Annotated in this window: 20 protein-coding genes; 10 read left to right on the forward strand and 10 right to left on the reverse strand. The window is 68.1% G+C overall.

The features are described 5' to 3' along the window. Nucleotides 1-187 precede the first annotated feature (187 nt). On the forward strand, nucleotides 188-382 hold the full coding sequence (locus tag AC1DBX_RS00940) for a DUF1918 domain-containing protein (protein ID WP_476850038.1): 195 nt from the start codon (nucleotides 188-190) through the stop codon (nucleotides 380-382). A 15-nt stretch (nucleotides 383-397) separates the two neighbouring features. Here AC1DBX_RS00940 and AC1DBX_RS00945 read toward each other — a convergent pair whose 3' ends face one another. Next, the gene (locus tag AC1DBX_RS00945; RefSeq protein ID WP_476930863.1) at nucleotides 398-1,852 is read right to left on the reverse strand and encodes a DUF5129 domain-containing protein; all 1,455 of its coding nucleotides are present in this window, start codon (nucleotides 1,850-1,852) and stop codon (nucleotides 398-400) included. A 103-nt stretch (nucleotides 1,853-1,955) separates the two neighbouring features. Here AC1DBX_RS00945 and AC1DBX_RS00950 point away from each other — a divergent pair, with 103 nt between their 5' ends. The 4 genes from AC1DBX_RS00950 (at nucleotide 1,956) to AC1DBX_RS00965 (ending at nucleotide 4,999) form a co-directional block, all read left to right on the forward strand. Further along, nucleotides 1,956-2,492, forward strand: coding sequence for an LpqB family beta-propeller domain-containing protein (locus tag AC1DBX_RS00950; protein WP_476930864.1), 537 nt, complete (start codon nucleotides 1,956-1,958; stop codon nucleotides 2,490-2,492). Then, nucleotides 2,489-4,156: a DUF5671 domain-containing protein gene (locus tag AC1DBX_RS00955; RefSeq protein ID WP_476930865.1), complete on the forward strand. Its 1,668-nt coding sequence runs from the start codon at nucleotides 2,489-2,491 to the stop codon at nucleotides 4,154-4,156. Before AC1DBX_RS00950 ends, AC1DBX_RS00955 begins: the two co-directional genes overlap by 4 nt. 127 nt (nucleotides 4,157-4,283) lie before the next feature. Next, nucleotides 4,284-4,481, forward strand: coding sequence for a YegP family protein (locus AC1DBX_RS00960; RefSeq protein WP_223916785.1), 198 nt, complete (start codon nucleotides 4,284-4,286; stop codon nucleotides 4,479-4,481). Between the two features lie 50 nt (nucleotides 4,482-4,531). After that, complete coding sequence (locus tag AC1DBX_RS00965) at nucleotides 4,532-4,999, forward strand: SRPBCC family protein (protein WP_476850034.1); 468 nt, start codon at nucleotides 4,532-4,534, stop codon at nucleotides 4,997-4,999. Between the two features lie 69 nt (nucleotides 5,000-5,068). Here the strand turns inward: AC1DBX_RS00965 and AC1DBX_RS00970 are convergent, their stop codons facing one another. Beyond that, nucleotides 5,069-6,109: an isopenicillin N synthase family dioxygenase gene (locus AC1DBX_RS00970; RefSeq protein WP_476930866.1), complete on the reverse strand. Its 1,041-nt coding sequence runs from the start codon at nucleotides 6,107-6,109 to the stop codon at nucleotides 5,069-5,071. A 151-nt stretch (nucleotides 6,110-6,260) separates the two neighbouring features. Between AC1DBX_RS00970 and AC1DBX_RS00975 the strand changes: the two genes are divergently transcribed. Then, nucleotides 6,261-7,376: an alkaline phosphatase family protein gene (locus tag AC1DBX_RS00975; protein ID WP_476930867.1), complete on the forward strand. Its 1,116-nt coding sequence runs from the start codon at nucleotides 6,261-6,263 to the stop codon at nucleotides 7,374-7,376. A 6-nt stretch (nucleotides 7,377-7,382) separates the two neighbouring features. On the opposite strand, the gene AC1DBX_RS00980 is transcribed toward AC1DBX_RS00975, so the two are convergent. From AC1DBX_RS00980 to AC1DBX_RS00990, 3 genes are all read right to left on the reverse strand, one after another. Next, the gene (locus AC1DBX_RS00980; protein ID WP_476930868.1) at nucleotides 7,383-8,573 is read right to left on the reverse strand and encodes an alkaline phosphatase family protein; all 1,191 of its coding nucleotides are present in this window, start codon (nucleotides 8,571-8,573) and stop codon (nucleotides 7,383-7,385) included. Further along, complete coding sequence (locus AC1DBX_RS00985; protein WP_476871633.1) at nucleotides 8,570-9,838, reverse strand: alkaline phosphatase family protein; 1,269 nt, start codon at nucleotides 9,836-9,838, stop codon at nucleotides 8,570-8,572. The genes AC1DBX_RS00980 and AC1DBX_RS00985 overlap by 4 nt, the downstream gene beginning before the upstream one ends. A gap of 95 nt (nucleotides 9,839-9,933) precedes the next feature. Next, entirely contained in the window at nucleotides 9,934-10,644 is a 711-nt protein-coding gene (locus AC1DBX_RS00990) for an endonuclease/exonuclease/phosphatase family protein (protein ID WP_476850153.1), read from the reverse strand. A gap of 195 nt (nucleotides 10,645-10,839) precedes the next feature. Here AC1DBX_RS00990 and AC1DBX_RS00995 point away from each other — a divergent pair, with 195 nt between their 5' ends. Then, a complete protein-coding gene (locus AC1DBX_RS00995) occupies nucleotides 10,840-11,643 on the forward strand; it encodes a thioesterase family protein (protein WP_230010034.1) in 804 nt (267 codons plus the stop codon). On the opposite strand, the gene AC1DBX_RS01000 is transcribed toward AC1DBX_RS00995, so the two are convergent. Continuing rightward, complete coding sequence (locus AC1DBX_RS01000; RefSeq protein WP_476930869.1) at nucleotides 11,640-12,029, reverse strand: DUF2177 family protein; 390 nt, start codon at nucleotides 12,027-12,029, stop codon at nucleotides 11,640-11,642. The genes AC1DBX_RS00995 and AC1DBX_RS01000 overlap by 4 nt on opposite strands. Nucleotides 12,030-12,045: 16 nt before the next feature. Between AC1DBX_RS01000 and AC1DBX_RS01005 the strand changes: the two genes are divergently transcribed. After that, on the forward strand, nucleotides 12,046-12,792 hold the full coding sequence (locus tag AC1DBX_RS01005; RefSeq protein WP_476930870.1) for a lipoate--protein ligase family protein: 747 nt from the start codon (nucleotides 12,046-12,048) through the stop codon (nucleotides 12,790-12,792). Here AC1DBX_RS01005 and AC1DBX_RS01010 read toward each other — a convergent pair. The 3 genes from AC1DBX_RS01010 to AC1DBX_RS01020 all read right to left on the reverse strand — a co-directional run bounded on the left by AC1DBX_RS01010 (nucleotide 12,750) and on the right by AC1DBX_RS01020 (nucleotide 17,129). Beyond that, nucleotides 12,750-14,378 carry a carboxyl transferase domain-containing protein gene (locus AC1DBX_RS01010; protein WP_476930871.1) on the reverse strand — a complete coding sequence of 543 codons (1,629 nt, stop codon included), beginning with the start codon at nucleotides 14,376-14,378 and terminating at the stop codon, nucleotides 12,750-12,752. The two genes, AC1DBX_RS01005 and AC1DBX_RS01010, sit on opposite strands and share 43 nt — an antisense overlap. Further along, on the reverse strand, nucleotides 14,372-15,637 hold the full coding sequence (locus AC1DBX_RS01015; RefSeq protein WP_476930872.1) for a CaiB/BaiF CoA transferase family protein: 1,266 nt from the start codon (nucleotides 15,635-15,637) through the stop codon (nucleotides 14,372-14,374). Before AC1DBX_RS01015 ends, AC1DBX_RS01010 begins: the two co-directional genes overlap by 7 nt. 82 nt (nucleotides 15,638-15,719) lie before the next feature. After that, nucleotides 15,720-17,129: an SLC13 family permease gene (locus AC1DBX_RS01020; protein WP_476930873.1), complete on the reverse strand. Its 1,410-nt coding sequence runs from the start codon at nucleotides 17,127-17,129 to the stop codon at nucleotides 15,720-15,722. Nucleotides 17,130-17,252: 123 nt separating this feature from the next. Between AC1DBX_RS01020 and AC1DBX_RS01025 the strand changes: the two genes are divergently transcribed. Both AC1DBX_RS01025 and AC1DBX_RS01030 read left to right on the forward strand, forming a co-directional pair. Further along, on the forward strand, nucleotides 17,253-17,960 hold the full coding sequence (locus AC1DBX_RS01025) for a FadR/GntR family transcriptional regulator (protein WP_476871627.1): 708 nt from the start codon (nucleotides 17,253-17,255) through the stop codon (nucleotides 17,958-17,960). Between the two features lie 6 nt (nucleotides 17,961-17,966). Beyond that, nucleotides 17,967-19,292 carry a carboxylesterase family protein gene (locus AC1DBX_RS01030; RefSeq protein WP_476886437.1) on the forward strand — a complete coding sequence of 442 codons (1,326 nt, stop codon included), beginning with the start codon at nucleotides 17,967-17,969 and terminating at the stop codon, nucleotides 19,290-19,292. A gap of 29 nt (nucleotides 19,293-19,321) precedes the next feature. Here the strand turns inward: AC1DBX_RS01030 and AC1DBX_RS01035 are convergent, their stop codons facing one another. Next, the gene (locus AC1DBX_RS01035; RefSeq protein WP_476930874.1) at nucleotides 19,322-19,801 is read right to left on the reverse strand and encodes a hypothetical protein; all 480 of its coding nucleotides are present in this window, start codon (nucleotides 19,799-19,801) and stop codon (nucleotides 19,322-19,324) included. Between the last annotated feature and the right edge of the window lie 59 nt (nucleotides 19,802-19,860).

The raw sequence follows: 19,860 nt of genomic DNA on the forward strand, positions 1-19,860 counted from the left end.
CGTGGCGCGGTCCTGCCGCGAAACCGATCACCGGGAAAAGGGTGCTGACTGCTTTTCCTGCTTGGCCAACTGCACATTTACCATTCACGGCGCGGCTCCTCAACCTCAGGCCATAGCGCCCCCCAGCCGATAAGAGCCATAATGATCTTCGGGCACACAGGCGTCAATAGGGATACAGGTGACCGCCATGAAGGCAACCGCAGGGGACCGCATCATCATCCGGGGGACGACGGTCGAGTCCACGGACCGGCACGGTCTGATCCTTGAAGTGAAGGGTGCTGACGGTGCGCCGCCGTACCTGGTCCGGTTCGACGACGGCCACGAAACGATCATGTTTCCCGGTGGGGATTTCGCCGTCGAAAAGGCCGCGGGCGGGCCCTAAGTCCGTAGACGCGCCCTAGAAACTCGACGAACTCCCGGACCCGGAAAAGCTTCCGCCGCTGGACCCGTACCCGGTGGTGGCGCCGCCGCCGCGCGCGCTGCTGACGCTGCTGACGCCGCTGCTGAAGCCGGTGTTGAAGCTCGGGACCGAGAAGAAGTAGTAGGACGGGTACACCGTTCCGAGGATGCTTGGCTCGTACGTGCGGCCGTATTTTGCCTTCGTTCCCGCCTGCGCGCTGTCCATTTCCTCGCGCATGAGCCCGGCTTCCTTCTCATTGCGGGCAAAGGCCTGGATCAGGGTGTCGGCGTGATTTTTCAACAGCTCCGAGAGGTGGGTCCGGGCGTCACGCAACCTGTCCAGCGCCGATTCCGGTGTGATGGAGCCGTCCGCCAGTTCCGTCGACCAGCGCTCCATGTCGCGCCGGCTTTCATCGCGGAAGGACCGCAGTGCCAGCGCCGTCCCCGAGGTTCCCTCGGCCCGGCGCTGGCTGAGCAGGTCTTCCACGCCGTCCAGATCGTTGCGGAACGGCGCGAGCTGGCGGTCCCAGGCGGCAGGCCAGGACGAGCCCCGGTTGAGCAGGGCATTGGTATCGGCGATCACGTCGTCCAGGGCGTCGAGTTCGGCCGCGGCGTCGGCGTAACTCCGGACCAGTTTGAGGTTGGGCCGGCGGCTCAGGTCCCTGCTGCTGAGGGCGTGTACCTGGGTGGAAAGTTCGGTGGCCGTACCGTAGCGGTTCAGGAACGTGCGGTGCTTTTCCAGCACCGTGCTCCCGTACCGGGAGGACTCGGGAATGGTGCTGGCGTTGAGCTCGGTCACCTGCAGGTCCATGCTGACATTGGCGTAGCTGGCGTCGCCCCGGGCCAGTTCCTTCCGGCTGGACACCCGGGTCCGCCACCGCACGATCAGCCAGGCCGCGGCTGCGCAGACCGCGGCGGCCACCGCCGCCCAGGCTGTGACGAGGAAGGCTGTGGAACGGTACCACGGCTGATTGATGAGTTCGGCGCCGCGGCGGATCCCGGCAATGGTGCCCTCGGTCCACTGCGCATCGCGAAGCAGCTCCTTGGCGGCGTTCTGGATGTCCTCGCGCTGTTCGGGCGAGACCTTCCGGTCCTCACCCATGTACGTCCCCACATGCCGGCCCACCGGATCCAGGGCGAAGATGAACAGTCCGTCTGCCCACTTCTGCCCGTCGGCACTGATCCATTCGGGATGTTCGGTGCGGGCGAACCGCAGGACTTCTTCGTTCAGATTGTCGGCGGCAGTGCCGTTATAGGTGTAGACCGCAACTTTGGTGGGCTCATAAAAGTCGGTGGCCTGAACCGCCGGCAACAGCGTCCGCTGGTCCAACACCCCGGCGCGGTCTTCAATGACGACGGCGGTCGGCGTCGTGGCGAGCGCGGCCGGAGCCCCGCCGAGAAGGCCGGCCATCAGCACAACAGCAGCGGCGAGGGCTTTGCGCATGATTCCCATTTTCCGAGCGTAGTGGCTGGCTTTGGCTGCGTCGACGCGGACGCCGCGGAAAGGGGACGAAAGACATCGTGACCGTGCGCTGGACGGCGTCCATACTTGCGCCATGAGGCCGCCGCCTGAAGGACTGCCGGAGGAACCCCGCCCGGAGGATCCCGGCCCGGAAAAGCCGGGGGAGGCGGGGGAGCCGCGCCGCACCAGGCCTGACCGGACCCTGCTGGCCATCATGGCCGCGATCGCGGTGATCGTGGTCATCGCGCTGGCAGTGGTCTTCACCCGCGGGGAGCCCGCGCCCCTGGCCGAGTCAACGCCCGCCGGCGTCGCACAGCGCTATGCCGCCGCCGTCATTGCCGGGGATGAGACGGCCGCCTCCGCCTACCTGACGCCGGCCGCCCGGAGCAAGTGCACAACCGGGGCCCGCCCCTCGGCCCGGAACCTGCGAGTCACGCTGGTGTCCACCACCGAGCGGCCGGAATCCGCGGACGTGAGGGTGCTCATCACCGTGTCCGAGCCGGGCGGTCCCTTCGGCAGCGCCGAATATCAGGTGGAGGACGCGTTTGACCTCGTTCGGGCGGGCAACGGCTGGCTGATCGACACCGTGCCCTGGCCCCTGGCAGTGTGCACCGGCGAGGCGAAGCAATGAGCGCCCAAGGGACAGTGCGCCGGCTCATCACCTACGCGCTGCTGTTCGCACTGGTGGTGACCACCGCCGTCGGGCTCAGCGGACTGCTGGGCCGCCTGCTGGTGGCGGGGACAGAGCTGGCCCCGGACGACGTCGCCGGGCTCGCGCGCTCGCTGGCGTTCGCCCTGATTGGCGGCCCGCTCGCGGCCCTCTTGTGGTGGGCGGTTTGGCGGCGGCTCGAGGACCCGGAGGAGCGGTCCGCCATCGGCTGGGGTCTCTACCTGGCAGGCGCCTACCTGCTCGCCCTGCTCATCGCGGCCACTAACGTGCTGACCACTCTGTCCTCGCTGATCGGCGGGCAGGGCCTTCAGTGGCGGCTGTCCCTGGCCACCGGTCTGGTGTGGGCTGCGGTCTGGGCCTGGCACCGGTGGATGTGGCGTGACCCCTGGAAGAATCCGACAGTCCTCTCCGGTGTCCCTACGGTGCTCGGCTCGGTGCTGGGGCTCGTGCTGGGCGTGGGCGGCGCCGTCGCAGCCTTATCCACCTTGCTGGATGCCGCCCTGCGGGGAGCCGCGACGGAGGTGTCGGTGGGCAAACCGTGGTGGGTGTCGGCGCTGCAATCCCTGGTCTGGGCCGTCGGCGGAACCATTATCTGGTGGTGGCATTGGAATCACGACGGCGGCCGGAGGCTGCGGACCGGGCTGGCCGACGTCGCGCTCATCACGGTCGGGGTGCTTGGCGCGGGCGTTCTGACCTTGGGCGGAGCCGGCGTGGCGCTCTTCGTGGTGCTTCGCCTGTTGTTTGACCGTTCCGAACCGCTGGAGCTCCTGCTGGAGCCCCTCGCGCCGGCTGTGTCCGCGGCCGCCATCGGCTGCCTCGTCTGGGTCTACCACCGCAATGTCGCGCGCGGGCGCTCAGAGGCCACGCTTCAGGGCGGCAGGCTGGTGACCTCCGGCGTCGCCCTGGTCGCCGCAGCGTCCGGGATCGGCGTGATCGTCAACTCGGTCCTCGCCATGACGGCGACGCCGCTGGCCGGCGCCGGGGCGCGGACGCTGCTGCTTGCGGGAATCAGCTCGCTCCTGGTTGGCGGCCCGGTCTGGTGGCTTGCGTGGCGGCGCGTGGAGCAGGCGGCGGCGGCCGGCGCCGGCCTGAACGCGCGCCGGATCTACCTGGTGGCCGTGTTCGGCCTGAGCGCCGTGGTGGCGGTGGTCACGCTGCTGGTGATCGGGTTCCGGATGTTCGAGTTCGTCCTGGGCGAGGTCAGCGGGGGAAGCCTCGTGGACCGCATCCGCGCACCCCTGGGGCTCCTGGTCGCCACGGGACTCGTGTTCGGGTACCACTTTGCCGTGTGGCGGCAGGACCGTGCCGTGCTCGCCGCGGCCGGTCCGGTCCGTCCGCGAACCATCGGCCACGTGTTCCTCGTGGCGGGATCCGACCCCGCACCGCTGCGGCGCGTCATCGGTGAGGTCACCGGGGCCGGCGTCACGGTCTGGAAACGGGCCGACGGCGGTGCCGGCGCTTCCGGCACTGCCGATGCTGGCCGCGTTGCCGGTGGGGACTTCGCGGGCGATGCCGGGGCCCAGGAGAAGCGGTTGGCGGCCGCACTGGAGGGTGTGGCGGCGCCCCGGGTTCTGGTCGTTGCCGATCAGCACGGGGGAATTGACGTCATCCCGCTGCAGGGCTGACCGGCCTGTCGTGAGCCTGGTCGGGCCGGGCAACCGAAGGACTCTGGTCAGCCGGTTGCGGCGGGGCTAATCTGATCCGTGCCGGCTCCCCGGCCGGCCACAACAACGGAGAAATCAGGGATGCAGCATGGCTGGCAAGTATGAGGTCTACAAAGACAAGTCCGGCGGATTCCGGTTCCGGCTTAAGGCCTCCAACGGCGAGGTGATCGCCTCCTCGGAGAGCTACAAGACCAAGGCGAGTGCCATGGGCGGGGTCGAGTCCGTCAAGAAGAACGCGGCCTCGCCGGTGGTCGATCTGACGGAGGCAGCCGCTGAGAAGGGGTGAACCCGCAGGGCACGCGCCCGGTTGGGCCGGTCACCGCCTAGGATTGCCGCATGTCTACTTATGAAGTTACCCGCAGCGCAGTCATTCCAGCCCCGGCGCAGGAGATCTTTCCGCTGGTCAACAGCTTCCACGAATGGACCAAATGGTCCCCTTGGGAGGCCGTTGATCCGGCCATGGAACGGAGCTACTCCGGCAGCGAATCCGGCGTCGGTGCCAAGTACACCTGGAGCGGAAACCGCAAGGCCGGCTCCGGCACCATGGAAATCGTGGACACGGCCGAGCCGCGCGACATCAAGATCCGTCTGGAATTCACCAAGCCCTTCAAAGCGGTCAACCCCACCTCCTTCACGTTCACGCCCTCCGGTGACGGCACTCAGGTCACCTGGACGATGACCGGGGAGAACAAGGGCATCGGCAAAGTGTTCGCCCTGTTCATGAACATGGACAAAATGGTCGGCGCCGACTTCGAAAAGGGCCTGGCCTCGCTGGCCGGCGCCGTGAAACAGCGACAGGCCTGAGTCGGGACGCCGCCGGGCCGCCCCGGCGGCCCGTCATTCCCGGCACGTTGGCCGGTGAACTGCTGCCGTTCAGGTCTGCCCGGCGCTCCGGACCAGTTCCGGGTGATGAATCCGGGCGACCTCGGGGTGGGCCCGCAGCCAGCCTTTGAGCACGTTTGCGCCGTAGGACGCGAGCATCGGATTGTCCGGATCATCGGTGACCCCCCGGGACCGGGCCGCGAGTGCGGGCGGCAGGGGCACTGGCTCAATGACGGCATCGAGCCGGGGCGAGAAGAAGAAGGGGACCGTGTAGCGGTCGACGCCGGCCGGGGGCGCCTCGACGCGGTGGATGGTGGCGGCCAGGTAACCCTGAGTCGCGACTTCGAGCATTTCGCCCAGGTTGATGACCAGGGCCCCCGGAATGGGTTCGACCGGAATCCAGCTGTCCGTGCCCGGCGGGAGTACCTGCAGGCCGCCGACCTGGTCTTGGAGCAACAAGGTGACAAAGCCGTAGTCCGCGTGCGCGCCGACACCCTGCGGACCGGCATCAGCGACGACGCCGCCGACGTAGTGGACCAACTTGGCCATCCAGGCCGGTGAGTCCCGGAAGGGTTCATCGAAGTATCCTTCGGGCAGTTCCAGCGACACGGCGATGGCGCTGAGCAATTCGGCCCCGACGCCGGACATCCGTTCCGCCCAGGCCATGCACACGGTGCGCAGCTCGGGCAGCGCCCGGTCCGGCAGCAGGTTCGGCCCTTGGACCAGCCAGTACGGTTGGTCCGGCGGGTAGTCCTCCACGGCGGGGCGCTCCGGTCCAAAATCCAGCTGCTCCCGCGCGTCCGGCCGCCCCTGGGTGATTTCGTGGCCCAGCCGCGTGTAACCGCGGAAATGGGGCGAGAGCCGGTTGTCCAGTTCCAGCCGTGATGCAAGCGGAAGCTCGAAGAAGCGCCGCGTGACGTCGAAGAGCTCATCCACCTCGGCGGCCGAGGCCCCGTAACCGGTCAGCTGGAAGAAGCCCACCCGGTGCGTGGCGTCGCGCAGTGCATCAATAAACGCCGGGTCAAACGTGCCGTCGCGCCCCCTGGCGGTACTCAGGTCCAGGAGCGGAATGGAATCCGATGGTGCGCCCATGAGTGCAAACTACCACCACAGCATTCGCTACTGAACTCATTCCCAGCAACTGTGCAGGGTCCTCGCGGGTTTTCTTGACCGCGGTGTGAAAGAGTGCAGACACTGAAGCCGCCAAATCCACGCTGACAGGTCAATCAGAAAGCCGGAATCCATGAGCCGGACTGCCACGAAAAATCATCGACGAATCGCCGCGCGGCTGCTTGTTGCAGCAGTCCTGGTGGCGTCGGCAGCGGCGTGCGAGCCGGGGCCGCCGGGCGCCAGCCCGGGTCCCACTGCCGGGGGCACCGCCACCGCGGGGGCGGCGTCGAAGCCCGGGCACGTGTTCGTCATCAATCTCGAGAACAAGGGCTACAACAAGGTGTGGGGCGCAGGCTCGGAGGCCCCCTACCTGTCGCGGACGCTCCGCAGCCAGGGCGTCCTGCTTTCCAAGTATTACGGGATCGCCCACAATTCGAACCCGAACTACCTGGCCCAGATCTCCGGCCAGCCGTCCAATGCCATGACGAGGGAGGACTGCCCCACCTACGCCGCGTTTGAGCTGACGGGGACGGGCGCGCTCGGCCTGGCGGAGGGCGCCGGCTGCGTCTATCCGGCCTCGGTCCCCACGGTCGCCGGGCAGCTCAGTGCCGCAGGCAAGACCTGGAAGGGTTACATGGAAGACATGGGCACGCCGTGCCGTCATCCCGAACTCGGCGGGCAGGACACCAGCCAGGGCGCCAAGGTGGGTGACCAGTACGCAACGCGGCACAACCCGTTCGTGTATTTCCAGGCCATCACCTCGTCACCGGACTGCCAGAGCAACGTGGTGGACTTCAGCGAACTCCGCGGCGACCTCCGGTCCGTAGCCACCACCCCGAACCTGTCCTACATTTCGCCCAATCTTTGCAATGACGGCCACGACAACCCCTGCGTCGACGGCAGCGCAGGCGGACTGGCCGCCGCCGACACTTGGCTGAGCCAGCAGGTTCCGGCCATCCTGGATTCCCCGGCCTTCCGGCAGGACGGGATGCTGGTGATCACCTTCGACGAGTCCGAGGGCAAGACAGTTGGGCCCTCAGGGCTGCTGCCCGGAGGGACGGCCGGCGGCAGGATTGGTGCGCTGGTCCTCTCGCCGCTCACCAAGGGCGGCACGACGTCGGACCGGCCCTACAACCACTTCAGCCTCCTGGCCAGCATCGAAGACGCCTTCTCGCTCCCGCGCCTCGGGTACGCCGGGGCGCCGGGTCTGGACAGTTTCGGCGGAGACGTATTCAATGCCGGGTCCTAGCGCGCGTCACCCCTGGACGCCTGCGTTGTAGACGTCGAGTCCGAAGCGGTTCAGTCCAGGGGCTCCCGCATAGCCCAGGTACGGCAGGCCGAAGGTGTCTTCGATGCTGGCCAGCAGGCTGTAGTGGTTATAGGGAGTGGTGGACCAGGTTCCGCCCTTGGTAAAGGGTGAGATCACGAGCGCGCCGACGCGGCCGCCGCCCGGGCCGGTGATGCCAGGCTCGGGAGTGTTCGGGCCGGCGGTTTCGCCGCAGCAGGCGGTGGCGTCCGACTGCGGGCCGTCGGACTCGTCGAAGGTGACCACCAGGACGCCGTCCTGTTTGAACGCCGGGGAAGAGGTGATGGCCGGCACCCACTGCCTGAGCCACTCGTCGGCGCTGGCCAGGCCACCCGGTTGTCCGTCCACGCACGGGGCGTCGTGGCCGTCGTGGCAGAGGTTCGGCGTAATCATGGACAGATTGGGGGTCGTGGCGGTCGACGCGAGGTCTGTCTTCAAGGCGCTGAGGTCGACGTCGTTCTTGGCGCAGTCCGGGGAGCCGGTGATCCCGGCGAAGTAGACGAAAGGGTTGTGACGCGTCGCGTACTGGTCCCCGACCTTGGCCTTCTGAGTGTCGTCCACCGCGCCGAGGGCCGGATGCCGGCAGGGCGTTCCCATGTCTTCCATGTAGCCCTTCCACGTCTTGCCTGCAGCCGTCAGTTGGCCGGCCACCGTGGGCACGCTGGCCGGGAAGACACAGCCGTCTCCGACCGCCTGGCCGGGACTGGCCGTGCCACTTCCGACAAACGGTGAGTAGGTCTGGCAGTCGGCCTGCATTTGGGGGTTGGGGCCTTGGCCGGAAATCTGGGCGACGTAATTCGGCTGAGAATTGTGGGCCGTGCCGAAGTACTGGTTCAGCAGCACCCCCTGGCCCCTGAGCGTCTGGGACAGGTATGGGGCGGCCGACGCCGGGCCCCACGTCCCGTCGTAACCCTTGTTTTCCAGGTTGATGATGAAGACATGTTTGGCGCCGGGCAGGTAACCCTGGCCCGAGGTGGCTGTCGGAGCGCTGGCTGTGGCAGCCGGCTGGGCCGGTCCGCAGCCGATCGCCGCCGCCGCCAGCAGGACGATGGCCGCGGCGGAGGCCCGCAGAGCTGGCCTGCGGACCCGCCGGAGGGGCCCGGGGGCCGCCGTCGTGGTTTCTGTGGTGGTGGGGTTCACGGGAGTTTCCATCCGTCGGCGAGTGCTTTCTGTTTGAGTCCGGACCATTCCTCGGCTGGCGGCGGCCCCACGGGGGTGCAGGCCGGGCCGGCCACGAAGGGCGGGACCAGGTAGGTGGGAGCGGTCAGGTTTGCCGGTGCGCCGAAGTCCAGGACTTCGGCGATGTTGCGGGCCGCGCTGTCCCGGGGCGTCAGCGGAGGCAGGTTCCACCGCCATTCGATGGCCTTCAGTACGGACGTGTGATCGTAGATGTCGTGGGCGACGTACCGGCGTCGGGCGCGCGGGGAGATGACCACGGACGGCACCCGGAAGCCCCTCAGCGCCGTCGCGGCGCTCATGTCCGGGGCCGTACCGGGGGCGACGTGGTCGTAGAAGCCGCCCCACTCGTCATAGTTGATCACCAGCAGCGTCTTGGCCCACCCCGGGCCGGTGGTGACGGCGTTGTAGACCTCGGCGAGAAATGTCTCTCCGGAGCGGATGTCCGCGTGCGGGTGGTCATCGCCGGATGTTCCCGATCCCTCGTCGGTGAACCGCGGATCCACGAAGGACACCGCGGGCAGGCTGCCGGCGCCGGCGTCAGAGAGGAATTCGGAGTAGTGGTGCGAGATCCCGAGGTACTTCGTGCCCCAGAGCGCGGTGAACGGGATATCGCCGTAGTAGTACTTTCCGTCCACCCCGGCGGCGGCCAGCCGGTCCCAGATGGTCGGGAGCGTGGATGTCACGGTGGAGTTGTGCAGCCGGTCGGTGGCCGCCGCGTGCTGGTAGAACCTGTTCGGGTAGGTTTCGGCCATCGTGGCGGCAAAGTACCGGTCGCAGACCGTCCAGTCCGGGCCGGCCTGCCGCCAGAAATCGAGGTCGGCGGCGTCGTAATAGCCGACGGCGAACTCGTCGTTTTCCCCGGCCAGGAGCCAACCGTTGTTCTTGCCGCCGTTGTACTGGATCCGGCCGCCCTCGTACGAGTGGTCCGGGTCCGGGTGCCCGCAGCCCTGGAAGTCCGTCAGGTGGTGCGTGGTGTGCGGAGTCCCATAGCGGTCCGTGTAGCTCAGGCCGGCCTGCTGGCCGTCTGAACCGGGCAGCCAGCCCAGGAAGTGGTCGAAGGAACGGTTTTCCATCATCAACACGATGATGTGGTCAATGCCGGATGCGGCGGCCGGGGGCAGGGCGGCAGTGGCGGCTTCCGCTGCCCGCCAGCTGTTGCCGGCGGCGAGCGCTGTGGCTGCGGCCGTTCCGGCGGCGGTCAGGAACGTGCGTCTTGAGAAGTTCACGCCCAGCAGTAGATCACAGGCAGATTACGAGAAGCCTGCTTTCGATGCCCGGTTCACCGGGTGTTCACCGGGTGTTCGTACCCCCGGACCGGCCGCTAAGGCTCCGCGGGTCCTGAACCGTTGGGGGGCGCCTCCTGGCCGTATTCGGCCGTGATCAGGATGGGAAGGTGGTCCGACGCGCCTCGGGCCAGGGTTTCCACGCTTTCGATCTCCAGCCCCTGGGAAGTGGCAAAATCGAAATGGCCCTTGAAGACCTTGTACCGGGTGTAGGTGCGTCGGTCACTCATCGTGAGGTCGTAGCCGGCGTCCTTCATCTGCGCTGTCAGGGACTTGGTGAAGAACGGATAGTTGAAGTCGCCCACCATCAGGGACATCAGCCCACCGCCCATGCTGAGCAGCTCGGCGTGGGCGGCATGGATCTGGTTCCGGCGCAGTGAGTTCGATGCCGTCAGCGGTGCCGCGTGGAAGGACGCGATGACGAGTTCGTGGTCGGTCTCGTTGTCGGTCACACGCGTACCGATGAGCCGCTCGTGCGCGGGGGAGAGGACACGGTCGTGCATGGACTTCTTAAGGGCGAAGGTCTTGGTCTCGTAGGCCGTGAAACGGCTCATGCGGTAATAGATCGCCAGGCCCAGCCGGTTGCCCTTGGTGGAATCGGCCAGGTGCAGATCCCCGATGGTCTCCGGCAGGTCGTCCGTATCGCACTCCTGGAGGCACAAAGCATCAATCTCGAAATCACGTGCCAGATCGACCAGCTCGCCGCTGGCCGCGTGCTTGCGGAGGTTGTAGCTGATGACTCTAAGCAGGGGGAGCACCTCTTCGGTGAATAGTCGTTAAAACCTCACCCGAGTCTACCCAGTCCGAGCGGATCGGTTGGGAACAAGCGCAACGCGCGTCCGGGGTCCGCGCCGGATCGGAGCCGGAAACACAGCGGCCGGGAACACTGAAAGCGCAGCAGGATAGTGTGTTCTGGAATCACCAGCCATGCGAAAGGGCGGACGTTGACTGCTGCACTACCGGAACTTGCCGAGGGCGATTTCTACTACGAGGTCCTGGGGGACGGGCGGTTCCGCTCCACCATCCACGCCCAAGGCGCCTGGAACGAACACGAGCAGCACATGGCCCCCGCGTCCGGCATCATGGCCGACCGCCTGGCCCGGCATGAGCCCCGCGAAGACATGCGCATGGCGCGGCTCAGCTACGAAATCCTCGGGCTGATCCCCGGCGGTGAGTTCGAGATCGTGACCTCCACCCTGCGCCCGGGACGGACCATCGAACTGGTGCAGGCCGAGCTCGTTTCCGGCGGGCGCACGGCCATTCGCGCCACGGCCTGGCGGATGATCACCTCTGACACGTCCGCCATCGCGGCCTTCGAGGATCCCAGGATTCCGGCGCCGGAGGACTGCGAGCCGTACGACGCCGCGGCCGTCTGGCCCGGCGGCTACATCGCCTCACTGCACATGCGGATCGCCGAGGGCCACCGGGCGGGCTCGGGAACCGTCTGGCTCCGCACCGACTACCCGCTGACAGACCGGGCGGACAGCGGCGACCTCGCCCGGCTGGTCGGCCTCGTGGACACGGCGAACGGCATTGCCGCCCGGGTCCCGCCGGGCAAGGGCAGCTACGCCTTCCCCAACCTGGACCTGCAGATCCACATGTACCGGCAGCCGGAGGGGGAGTGGCTGGGGCTGGACAACGAAGTCACGTTCGGTACGGACGGGATCGGGCTCACCTCCACGGTGCTGCATGACCTCACAGGCCCGTTCGGACGCGCGGAACAGATCCTGACGCTGCGCAGGTCCTAGTTCGAGTGGAAGACGAGCCAGCCGGCCAACGTGGCCAGCGCCGTCAACACGGCACCCCAAAGGATGTCCACAACGATCAGCTGCCACGGCCACGTCTTGAGCGTGGCGGCATTTGTCAGATCGTAGGTGGCGTAGCCAAACACGCCCAGCGCGGCACCGTAGCCCACAGCGCTGAGCCAGCTGCCGCCGTCGAGCGCTGGCGTCAGGGCAAAGAACACGATCCCGGCAATGTAGATCACGTAGAACACCACCGCGTAACCTAGATTGGGCTTGACGGCCATCAGGTCACCGATCTGGCGGCGGTAGAACGGGTTCATCGTCTTGAGCCAGATGGCGTCGATGATGGCGAATGCGGCGGCTACGACGAGGAATTGCAGAATGACCATAAGGGAGCATAACAACATGCCGCAGGCGCCAGCCGGGTCCCGGACACTTACGGTGGTGCGGCAGCAGGAATCACTTGGCGCCGCGGCCGACCTCGACTTCGCGCTCGGGCTCCTCCAGAAGGTCAAAACCGGCTCGCTGGGTCCCACCTTGCGGCTGTACCGGCCGGTTCCCACGGTCGCCTTCGGCCAGCGCGACACGCACCTGCCCGGCTTCGAGGCCGCCGCCAACGCCTGCCGGCAGCTGGGCTTCGAGCCGCTGGTCCGCAAGGCCGGAGGCCGCGCGGCGGCGTACCACGAGCGAACCCTCGTCATCGACCACCTGGAACCCGATGCGGACGCGATTGCCGGGGCCAAGGGGAGGTTTTCGCGTTTCGGCGAACTGCTCGCCGGGGCACTGCGCGACGCCGGGGTGGATGCCGGCGTCGGTGAGATCCCGGGGGAGTACTGCCCCGGGGAGTTCAGCGTGCACGGCAGCGACCCGGAGGTCCCCGAGCACCGGATCAAGCTGGTCGGCACCGCCCAGCGGGTGGTCGCCGGCGGCTGGCTCTTCAGCTCCGTGATCGTGGTGGCGGACTCCGCCCCGATCCGCGCGGTCCTGGAGGCCAGCTACGCCGCCCTCGGCCTCGAATGGGACCCCGCGACGGCGGGCGCGGCCGATGACCTGGTGCCGGGCCTGGACGTCGAGGCGGTCGAGGCCGCGGTGATCGCCGCCTACGGACGCTACGCCCCGCTCAGCCACGCGGAGTTCTCGAGCCTGCTCTGAGCCTCATCTAGCGGTGACCCCGCCGGGCGGCGTCCCTCCGCCGGCGCAAGGACGCTGCCCAGGTTGCGGTACTTCGCCAGGCGCCGGGGGAGCAGTTCGTCGACTCCTGCCTTGGAGAGCGTGGCGAGTTCGTATTCAATGGCGCGGCCGAGGCGACTGCAGAAGGCCAGGGCCTCGTCGGCGGCGTTGGGGCGTTCGTCCACGACGTGCTCCACAAGTCCGTTGGCGTGCAGCGACGCGACGTTGACGCCCTGGGCCTCGGACATGGCCGCGGCGAAGCCGGTGCTCCGATGGACGATCGCGCTCGCGCCTTCCGGCGGCAACGGCGACAGCCAGGCGTGCTGCGCGGCGATGGTGCGGTCCGCGGGCAGGAGGGCCAGTGCCCCGCCGCCGGCCCCCTGCCCGAGCAGCACGGACACCGTGGGTGCGTTAATCCCGATGAGGTCGTGCAGAGAGCGGGCGATCTCGCCGGCCAGGCCGCCTTCCTCGGCTTCCTGGGACAGGGCGGCGCCGGCGGTGTCGATGACGGTGACCAGCGGCAGCCCGAGCTCCTCGGCTAGGCGCATGCCGCGCCGGGCCTCCCGGAGGGACGCCGGCCCCATCGCCGTCTGTCCCAATGCCGTCTGTCCCATGCCTGTCGGCCGCGTCGCCCGGGGCCTGGTGTGGCCGATCACGACGCAGGATTCCCGGCCGAAACGGGCCAGGGCCAGCTGGAGGCCGGGGTCCTTTTCGCCCTGGCCGGTGCCGTTGAGCGGAAGCACGTCCCGGGCCCCGTGCGCCAGCAGCTGCCGGACATCCGGCCGGCGGGGGTCGCGGGAAATACCGATCGACTCCCAGGCGCCGGCGCCGGACGGCTTCACGGACAGCGTTGCGGGCGCGGCGACCGGCGGGCGGGGGCCGGTGACCAGGATGCCCAACGCGCGGTCGACGACGTCAGACAGCTGCCAGGGCGGGACCACCGCATCAATCAGCCCCTTGTCGAAGAGGTTCTCCGCCGTCTGGACGTTCTCCGGGAACGGGGTGGCGTGGAGGGCCTCGTAGACCCGGGGTCCGAGGAAGCCGAGCAGGGCGCCGGGCTCGGCGGCGGTGATATGGCCGAGGGACCCCCATGAGGCCATGACGCCTCCCGTGGTGGGATGACGCAGGTAGACCAGATAGGGCAGACCGGCCTTGCGGTGGGTGCGGACGGCGGCGCTGATCTTGACCATGGAGAGGAACGCGACGGTCCCTTCCTGCATGCGGGTCCCGCCCGACGCCGGACCGGCCAAGAGGGGCAGGCCCTCGCGGGTGGCCCGTTCGACGGCGGTGACGATCCGCTCCGCGGCGGCCTGGCCGATGGAGCCGGCGAGGAACCGGAACTCGCTGACGATCACGGCCACCCGGCGGCCGCGGATCAGGCCTTCGCCGGTAAGGACGGATTCGTCCACGCCGGTCCTGGCCCGGGCGGCGGCCAGTTCCTGCCGGTACTCGGGGCCGGGATCGGGGTCCAGCACGGGCGCGTCCCAGCTGCGGTAGGACCCGGGATCGAGGACCGCGGTGATGAGTTCGGTGGCGTCCAGGTGCCGGACCTTCTGCCGGGTCAGCATGACCGGGGGCCTTCCTGGCCGGTGACTGTGGCCGTGCCCGCTGGGGCGCCCGCTGGGGTGCCGGGTGTCAGCCCCAGCCACCGCCGGATCTGCTCCCCGTCCTGGTCCAGCAGCGGCGGCGCGGTGTGGGATTTCAACGTGGTTTCGGTGGTGCCGGCGGCGCTGAAGAACCGCAGCGGCGGGCCGGGCAGGCTCACGGTGCCGAGGATTTTGTGCTCGACGTCGACCACCAGACCCTGCGAGTGGACCTGTTCCCATTCGTAGACTTCGTCCAGGGTTCTGACCTTGCCGGCCGGAATGCCGGCGTCGTTGAGTTTGGTGAGCAGCGGCTCCGCCTCGAAATCGGAGAACACCCGCTCCACTTCCTCGATGACTTTCTCGCGGTTGCGCACGCGGTCCGCATTGGTGGCGAACTCCGGCCGCGCGGCGTCGATCCCGAACGTCGAGGCGAACGTTTTCCAGAGCTTTTCGCTTCCCACGCTGATCTGCACCCTGCCCTGCCGGCAGTGGAACAGTCCGTAGGGGGCAATGGACGGGTGCTGGTTGCCCTGGGCCTTCGGCACTTCGCCCGCAACCGTGGCCCGGGTGCCCTGGAAGGCATGGACCCCGATCAGGGCCGCGAGCAATGAGGTGCGGACGATCTGGCCCTGGCCGGTCCGCTCACGCTGGAGCAGCGCCGCGAGGGTCCCGAACGCCCCGTACATGCCGGAGAGGAGGTCGGCGATGGGAACCCCGACCCGCTGCGGATCGTCCGGCCCGGATCCGGTCAGGGACATCAGCCCGGCCTCGCCCTGGAGGATCTGGTCGTAGCCGCTGCGCTGGGATTCGGGCCCGTCGTGCCCGAATCCTGTGATGGAGAGGACCACCAGCGCCGGATTCAGGGCGTGCATCTGCGCGGCGGAGAATCCGAGCCGGTCCAGGACGCCGGGACGGAAGTTCTCGATGACCACGTCGGCGCGTTCCAGCAGCTCACGCAGCACTGCCCGCCCGTCGTCGCTCTTCAAGTCCAGGGCAATCGATTCCTTGTTGCGGTTGCAGGAGAGGAAATACGTGGCCTGCGGATCATCCTCGGGGCCCACGAACGGCGGTCCCCAGCCGCGGGTGTCGTCGCCGGTACCGGGGTTCTCCACCTTGATCACCCGCGCGCCGAGGTCAGCCAGCATCATCCCGGCATGCGGGCCGGCGAGCGCGCGGCTCAGGTCCACTACGAGATAGCCGGTGAGGGGGCCTTCGGCGTCGGGCATGGGTTCGGTGCTCATGGACGTGTTCCTTCTTTGGTCGGTCGTGGCGGGCGCGCGGTGGGCTTGCGCGGTTGGTTGATTTGTCGGCTGCATCCAGCGGTCACATCCAGCCCGGGACTACCATGACCAGCCAGGCGACGGCCGGTCCGACGGCGACGACGATGCCGCTGTAGGCCAGGATCTGCTTGTAGAACCTGTCCCTGTCCACGTCCTCGGGCGCGTTGGCCAGGACCAGGGCGCCGTTGGTGGAGAACGGGGACACATCCACGATCGTGGAGGCCACGGCCAGGGCGGCGATCACGCCTACGGCGCCGACCTCGCCGGTGGCCAGGAACGGCACCGCCAGTGGAATGAGGGCCGCGAGGATGGCAGTGGAGGAGGCGAAGGCCGAGACGATTGCACCGATGTAGCAGATCAGCAGCGCGGCGAGCAGGGGCATGCCGAGATCCGCCACTCCGCCGGACACGAATGCGATGGTGCCGGCTTCTTCGAGGACGCCCACGAACGTGAGCATGCCGCAGATGAGCAGGACCGTGGACCAGCTGATCTTGTTGACGGCGCCCTTCTGCGCGGCGGGAGACACGAGGGCGAGGACGATCGCGATGGTGATTGAAACAAAGCCGACGTCCACCTTGAATCCGAGCGAGATGACGGCCAGGGCGATCAGGCCAAGGATGGTGATGAGCTGGGGCATGGATGCACGGGCGCCGCCGGCCGGAGGTGCGACGGCCGGGGCGGGACCGGCAGCCGAGGATGTGCCGGAGCCTGAGGTGCCCTTGGCCGAGACGCCGGCGGCGGAGATGTCGGATCCGGACCCCTGCAGCGTGACGCCGGCCGCGCGCGCACCCACGCTGACGGACAGGCGCTTTTCTGCGGCCTGTTCCACCAGCCGCCCGCCCGGGGTGGACAGCAGTTTGCCGCCGCCGAGGACGACAAACAGCACCAGCGCGATGGCCAGGTTGAAGAGGAAACTCGCCAGGAAAATCGCCACCGGGTTGGCGTCCAGCTCCGTCCTGGCAATGATGCTGTTGACGGTGACGCCATAAACGGCGATGGGGGAGAAGCCGCCGGCCTGCGCGCCGTGGATCACCATCATGCCCATCATGAGCGGATTGATTTTGTGTTTGGCGGCGAAGCTGAGGGCGATCGGCGCGATGATGGCCACGGCGGCCGGGGAGAGGGCGCCGACGGCGGTAATCACCGCGGTGATGGCGAACATGACCCACGGGATCAGGGCAACCTTGCTGCCGACCAGCCGAACGGCGCCCCGGACCAGCAGGTCGATGGTGCCGTTGTTTTGCGCGATGGCGAACAGGTAGGTAACCCCGACGATGGTCAGGAACAGGCCGCCGGGGAAGTTGGCAAGGATCTCGTTGGTGGACATCCCCAGCACCACGGAGCCCAGCAGGAAGGCGCCGACGAAGGCCAAGGCACCCATGTTGAGCGGCAGCACCGTGGCCAGAAGGAACATCACCGCCAGGATGATGATGGACAGGACGGGAGCGGACATCGTTGTTCCTCCGGATCGAAGTGGTTCATGACTGGCTTAGTGGCCTAGCCTCCTAGACACTAGGTGTCTTTGTCAATAGTTCTCCGGTAGTCTTAGGGGTCAGGACAGGCTGGAAGGACGCGCATGGCAAAGCAGGCGGCAACGCATCAGATTTCCCGCGTTTCGCGGCCCCGGCTTTACGAGCAGCTGGTGGAGCAGATCATGGACTTCATCGAGTCCGCCGAGCTGGGCCCCGGGGACACGTTGCCGGCCGAGCGGGAACTTGCCGAGCGGTTGGGGGTTTCCCGTGCCACCTTGGCGCAGGCCCTGGTGGCCCTCGAGGTGCTTGGCGTGATCGACGTCCAGCACGGCACCGGAGCGGTGCTGGTCTACCGGCCGAACGTTCCCTCCGTGATCAAAGGCCTCCGCGAACACCGGAGCCGTCTGCCCGAGATCGTTGAGGCGCGGAGCACGCTGGAGGTCAAGCTGGCCGAACTCGCCGCGGCCCGCCGCACGGAGCAGGACATGGACGCGATCGATCACGCCCTCGAAGCCATGGCGTTAGAGGTCGCCTCGGGAGACCGCGGCGCACGCGGCGACGAGCTGTTCCACCAGGCCGTCACCGCCGCGGCCCACTCGGCGGTCCTCGCCCAGCTCATGACCTTCATTGCCGGCATGGTCCTGGAAACGCGCCTCGAATCGCTCGCACAGCCCGGCCGGCCGGAGCAGTCGCTCGCCTCCCACCGCAAGATCGCCGACGCGATCAGGTCCCGGGACTCGGCGGCCGCCGCGGCGGCGATGCTGGAGCACATTGATCTTGTCTCCGACGTTGCCCTCCTGAAGAACAGCTAGACCGGAATGAACGTGAACCTTTCCTTCGATCCGCCGTGTGGCCCGATCACCGGATGGCGCGACGGCGCCGTCGTGCGTGCCGCCGGCATTCCCTACGCCACCGCGGAACGCTTTCAGCCGCCCGCGCCGGCACCCGACTGGGCCGAGACGCTCGAGGCGACATCCCTGTCTCCGGCATGCCCGCAGGCGCCGGTGCCCTTCCTGGATGACGTGCTCGGCACCCGCTACGGCGAACTTCCGGGCAGCGAGGATTGCCAGCGCCTGACCATCACCCTGCCTGCCGATCTCCACGACGGTGAACGGCTGCCGGTAATGGTGTGGCTGCACGGCGGGTCCTACACGTCCGGTTCCGGGGATCTGGCGATCTTCGACCCCGCAGCGCTGGTAGCCGAAACCCGGGTGATCGTCGTTTCGGTAACCTACCGGCTGGGCCTCTTCGGATATTTGTCCACCAGCACCGGCCGTCCCGCCAATCTGGGCCTGCTCGACCAGATCGAGGCGTTCCGGTGGGTGCAGCGCAACATCGCATCCTTCGGCGGCGATCCGGGCCGCGTCACCGCGTTCGGGCAATCCGCAGGGGGCGACGCCGTCGCGCACCTCATGGCGACCCCTGACGCGGCGTCGCTCTTCCAGCGCGCCATCATTCAAAGTGCGCCGCTGGGCATTACCCGGGGGCGGGAAAGGATGACCGCCGCCATGGGGGTGGCCGCGGAGGCGGTTACCGCCGCGACTCCGGCGATGGACGTCGTCGCTATTGAAGAGGACGTGGCGCGGGCGGCGAGGAAGTTCGGTCTGATGGCTGCCATGCCGTTCGGGATCCAGTACGGGCATTCACCCCTGCCCGAGGAATCCGGGCTTGACCGGGCCTGGAATGCCGCTGCCCCGGCGATCGACATCCTGATCGGCTACACGGCGGAGGAAGCCCGGCTGTTTCTGCCGCGAAGCCCGCGCCTGGGCCGGCTGGCGAGGATTCCCGTGGTCGGCAGCGCAGTGCTCAAGGCAGTCACCTGGGTGGTTACGGAATTGGTGTACGGCAAAGCGGCCAGGCAGTTTGCCAGGCGGCATGTACGTGCGGGCGGCCGGGCCCACAGCTACGTGCTGTCCTGGCGCGCACCGGGAAATCTCTATGGCGCCGCGCACACAGTCGACCTGCCCCTGCTCTTCGGCCACCAGCGCACGTGGGAAGGTGCCGGACTCCTGGCGGGGGCGACGTGGGACGAGATCAATGCCCATGGCCGGGCGATGCGGGCGCTGTGGGCACAGTTCGCCTACGGGGAAGGCCTCGGGTCCCGGGGAGAGATTCCCGGCTCGCTCCGGTACCGCTCGGTCTGAACTCCCGAGGCCTTGCCCGGCGTGCGCTGTCACCCCCGCTGGATCTGGACCGCAGCGATCACCCAGAGGAGCGCCGCGACGCCGGTGGCGAGAACCGGGCGGTTCCACGTCGTGGTCACTGTTCCACCAGAGGAGTGGAGTCCAGCGGCGCGGGCGTCGTGCCACGCCTGGGCGATCCTGTCACGGCCGGTGACTACCTCCGGCTGCCGGATGCGCTCATTGCCGGGGAGCATGCTATGTGGCCGGCTCTTCAGATCGCTGACATGCTGAAAGCCGGAGTCGAACGAGCCCGGCGGGGTCGGAGCGCCCCAGCTGACGTACTTCTTGCCCGCGGCCCTGACGGTGACGGCATAGCGGACCTCGATGTCCTCAACCGTATCGAACGGTATCCGGTGGTCGCGCAGTCCGTTGATCAACACAAACCCGCCGCTCTCAACGCGGAGGCACGGGCGCCACTGGGCTGCATAGACGAACCAGGACACCAGAACCAGCCAGGGTGCGGCGTCCATCACGGCACTGGGTTCTCCGCTGGCCGCCAGCCAGTACAGTGTGCCGGCAGCACCGGCCC

Source organism: Arthrobacter sp. 10N44_2, assembly GCF_056394385.1.

What these genes read in the sequence shown, in the direction of transcription:
- AC1DBX_RS01000 (WP_476930869.1), bottom strand. Translation starts at nt 12,029, where the DNA reads ATGGTCATTCTGCAATTCCTCGTCGTAGCCGCCGCATTCGCCATCATC.
- AC1DBX_RS00955 (WP_476930865.1), top strand. Translation starts at nt 2,489, where the DNA reads ATGAGCGCCCAAGGGACAGTGCGCCGGCTCATCACCTACGCGCTGCTG.
- AC1DBX_RS01030 (WP_476886437.1), top strand. Translation starts at nt 17,967, where the DNA reads ATGAACGTGAACCTTTCCTTCGATCCGCCGTGTGGCCCGATCACCGGA.
- AC1DBX_RS00970 (WP_476930866.1), bottom strand. Translation starts at nt 6,109, where the DNA reads ATGGGCGCACCATCGGATTCCATTCCGCTCCTGGACCTGAGTACCGCC.
- AC1DBX_RS01010 (WP_476930871.1), bottom strand. Translation starts at nt 14,378, where the DNA reads ATGCTGACCCGGCAGAAGGTCCGGCACCTGGACGCCACCGAACTCATC.
- AC1DBX_RS00965 (WP_476850034.1), top strand. Translation starts at nt 4,532, where the DNA reads ATGTCTACTTATGAAGTTACCCGCAGCGCAGTCATTCCAGCCCCGGCG.
- AC1DBX_RS00950 (WP_476930864.1), top strand. Translation starts at nt 1,956, where the DNA reads ATGAGGCCGCCGCCTGAAGGACTGCCGGAGGAACCCCGCCCGGAGGAT.
- AC1DBX_RS00960 (WP_223916785.1), top strand. Translation starts at nt 4,284, where the DNA reads ATGGCTGGCAAGTATGAGGTCTACAAAGACAAGTCCGGCGGATTCCGG.
- AC1DBX_RS01020 (WP_476930873.1), bottom strand. Translation starts at nt 17,129, where the DNA reads ATGTCCGCTCCCGTCCTGTCCATCATCATCCTGGCGGTGATGTTCCTT.
- AC1DBX_RS01005 (WP_476930870.1), top strand. Translation starts at nt 12,046, where the DNA reads ATGCCGCAGGCGCCAGCCGGGTCCCGGACACTTACGGTGGTGCGGCAG.
- AC1DBX_RS01035 (WP_476930874.1), bottom strand. Translation starts at nt 19,801, where the DNA reads ATGGACGCCGCACCCTGGCTGGTTCTGGTGTCCTGGTTCGTCTATGCA.
- AC1DBX_RS00975 (WP_476930867.1), top strand. Translation starts at nt 6,261, where the DNA reads ATGAGCCGGACTGCCACGAAAAATCATCGACGAATCGCCGCGCGGCTG.
- AC1DBX_RS01025 (WP_476871627.1), top strand. Translation starts at nt 17,253, where the DNA reads ATGGCAAAGCAGGCGGCAACGCATCAGATTTCCCGCGTTTCGCGGCCC.
- AC1DBX_RS01015 (WP_476930872.1), bottom strand. Translation starts at nt 15,637, where the DNA reads ATGAGCACCGAACCCATGCCCGACGCCGAAGGCCCCCTCACCGGCTAT.
- AC1DBX_RS00940 (WP_476850038.1), top strand. Translation starts at nt 188, where the DNA reads ATGAAGGCAACCGCAGGGGACCGCATCATCATCCGGGGGACGACGGTC.
- AC1DBX_RS00945 (WP_476930863.1), bottom strand. Translation starts at nt 1,852, where the DNA reads ATGGGAATCATGCGCAAAGCCCTCGCCGCTGCTGTTGTGCTGATGGCC.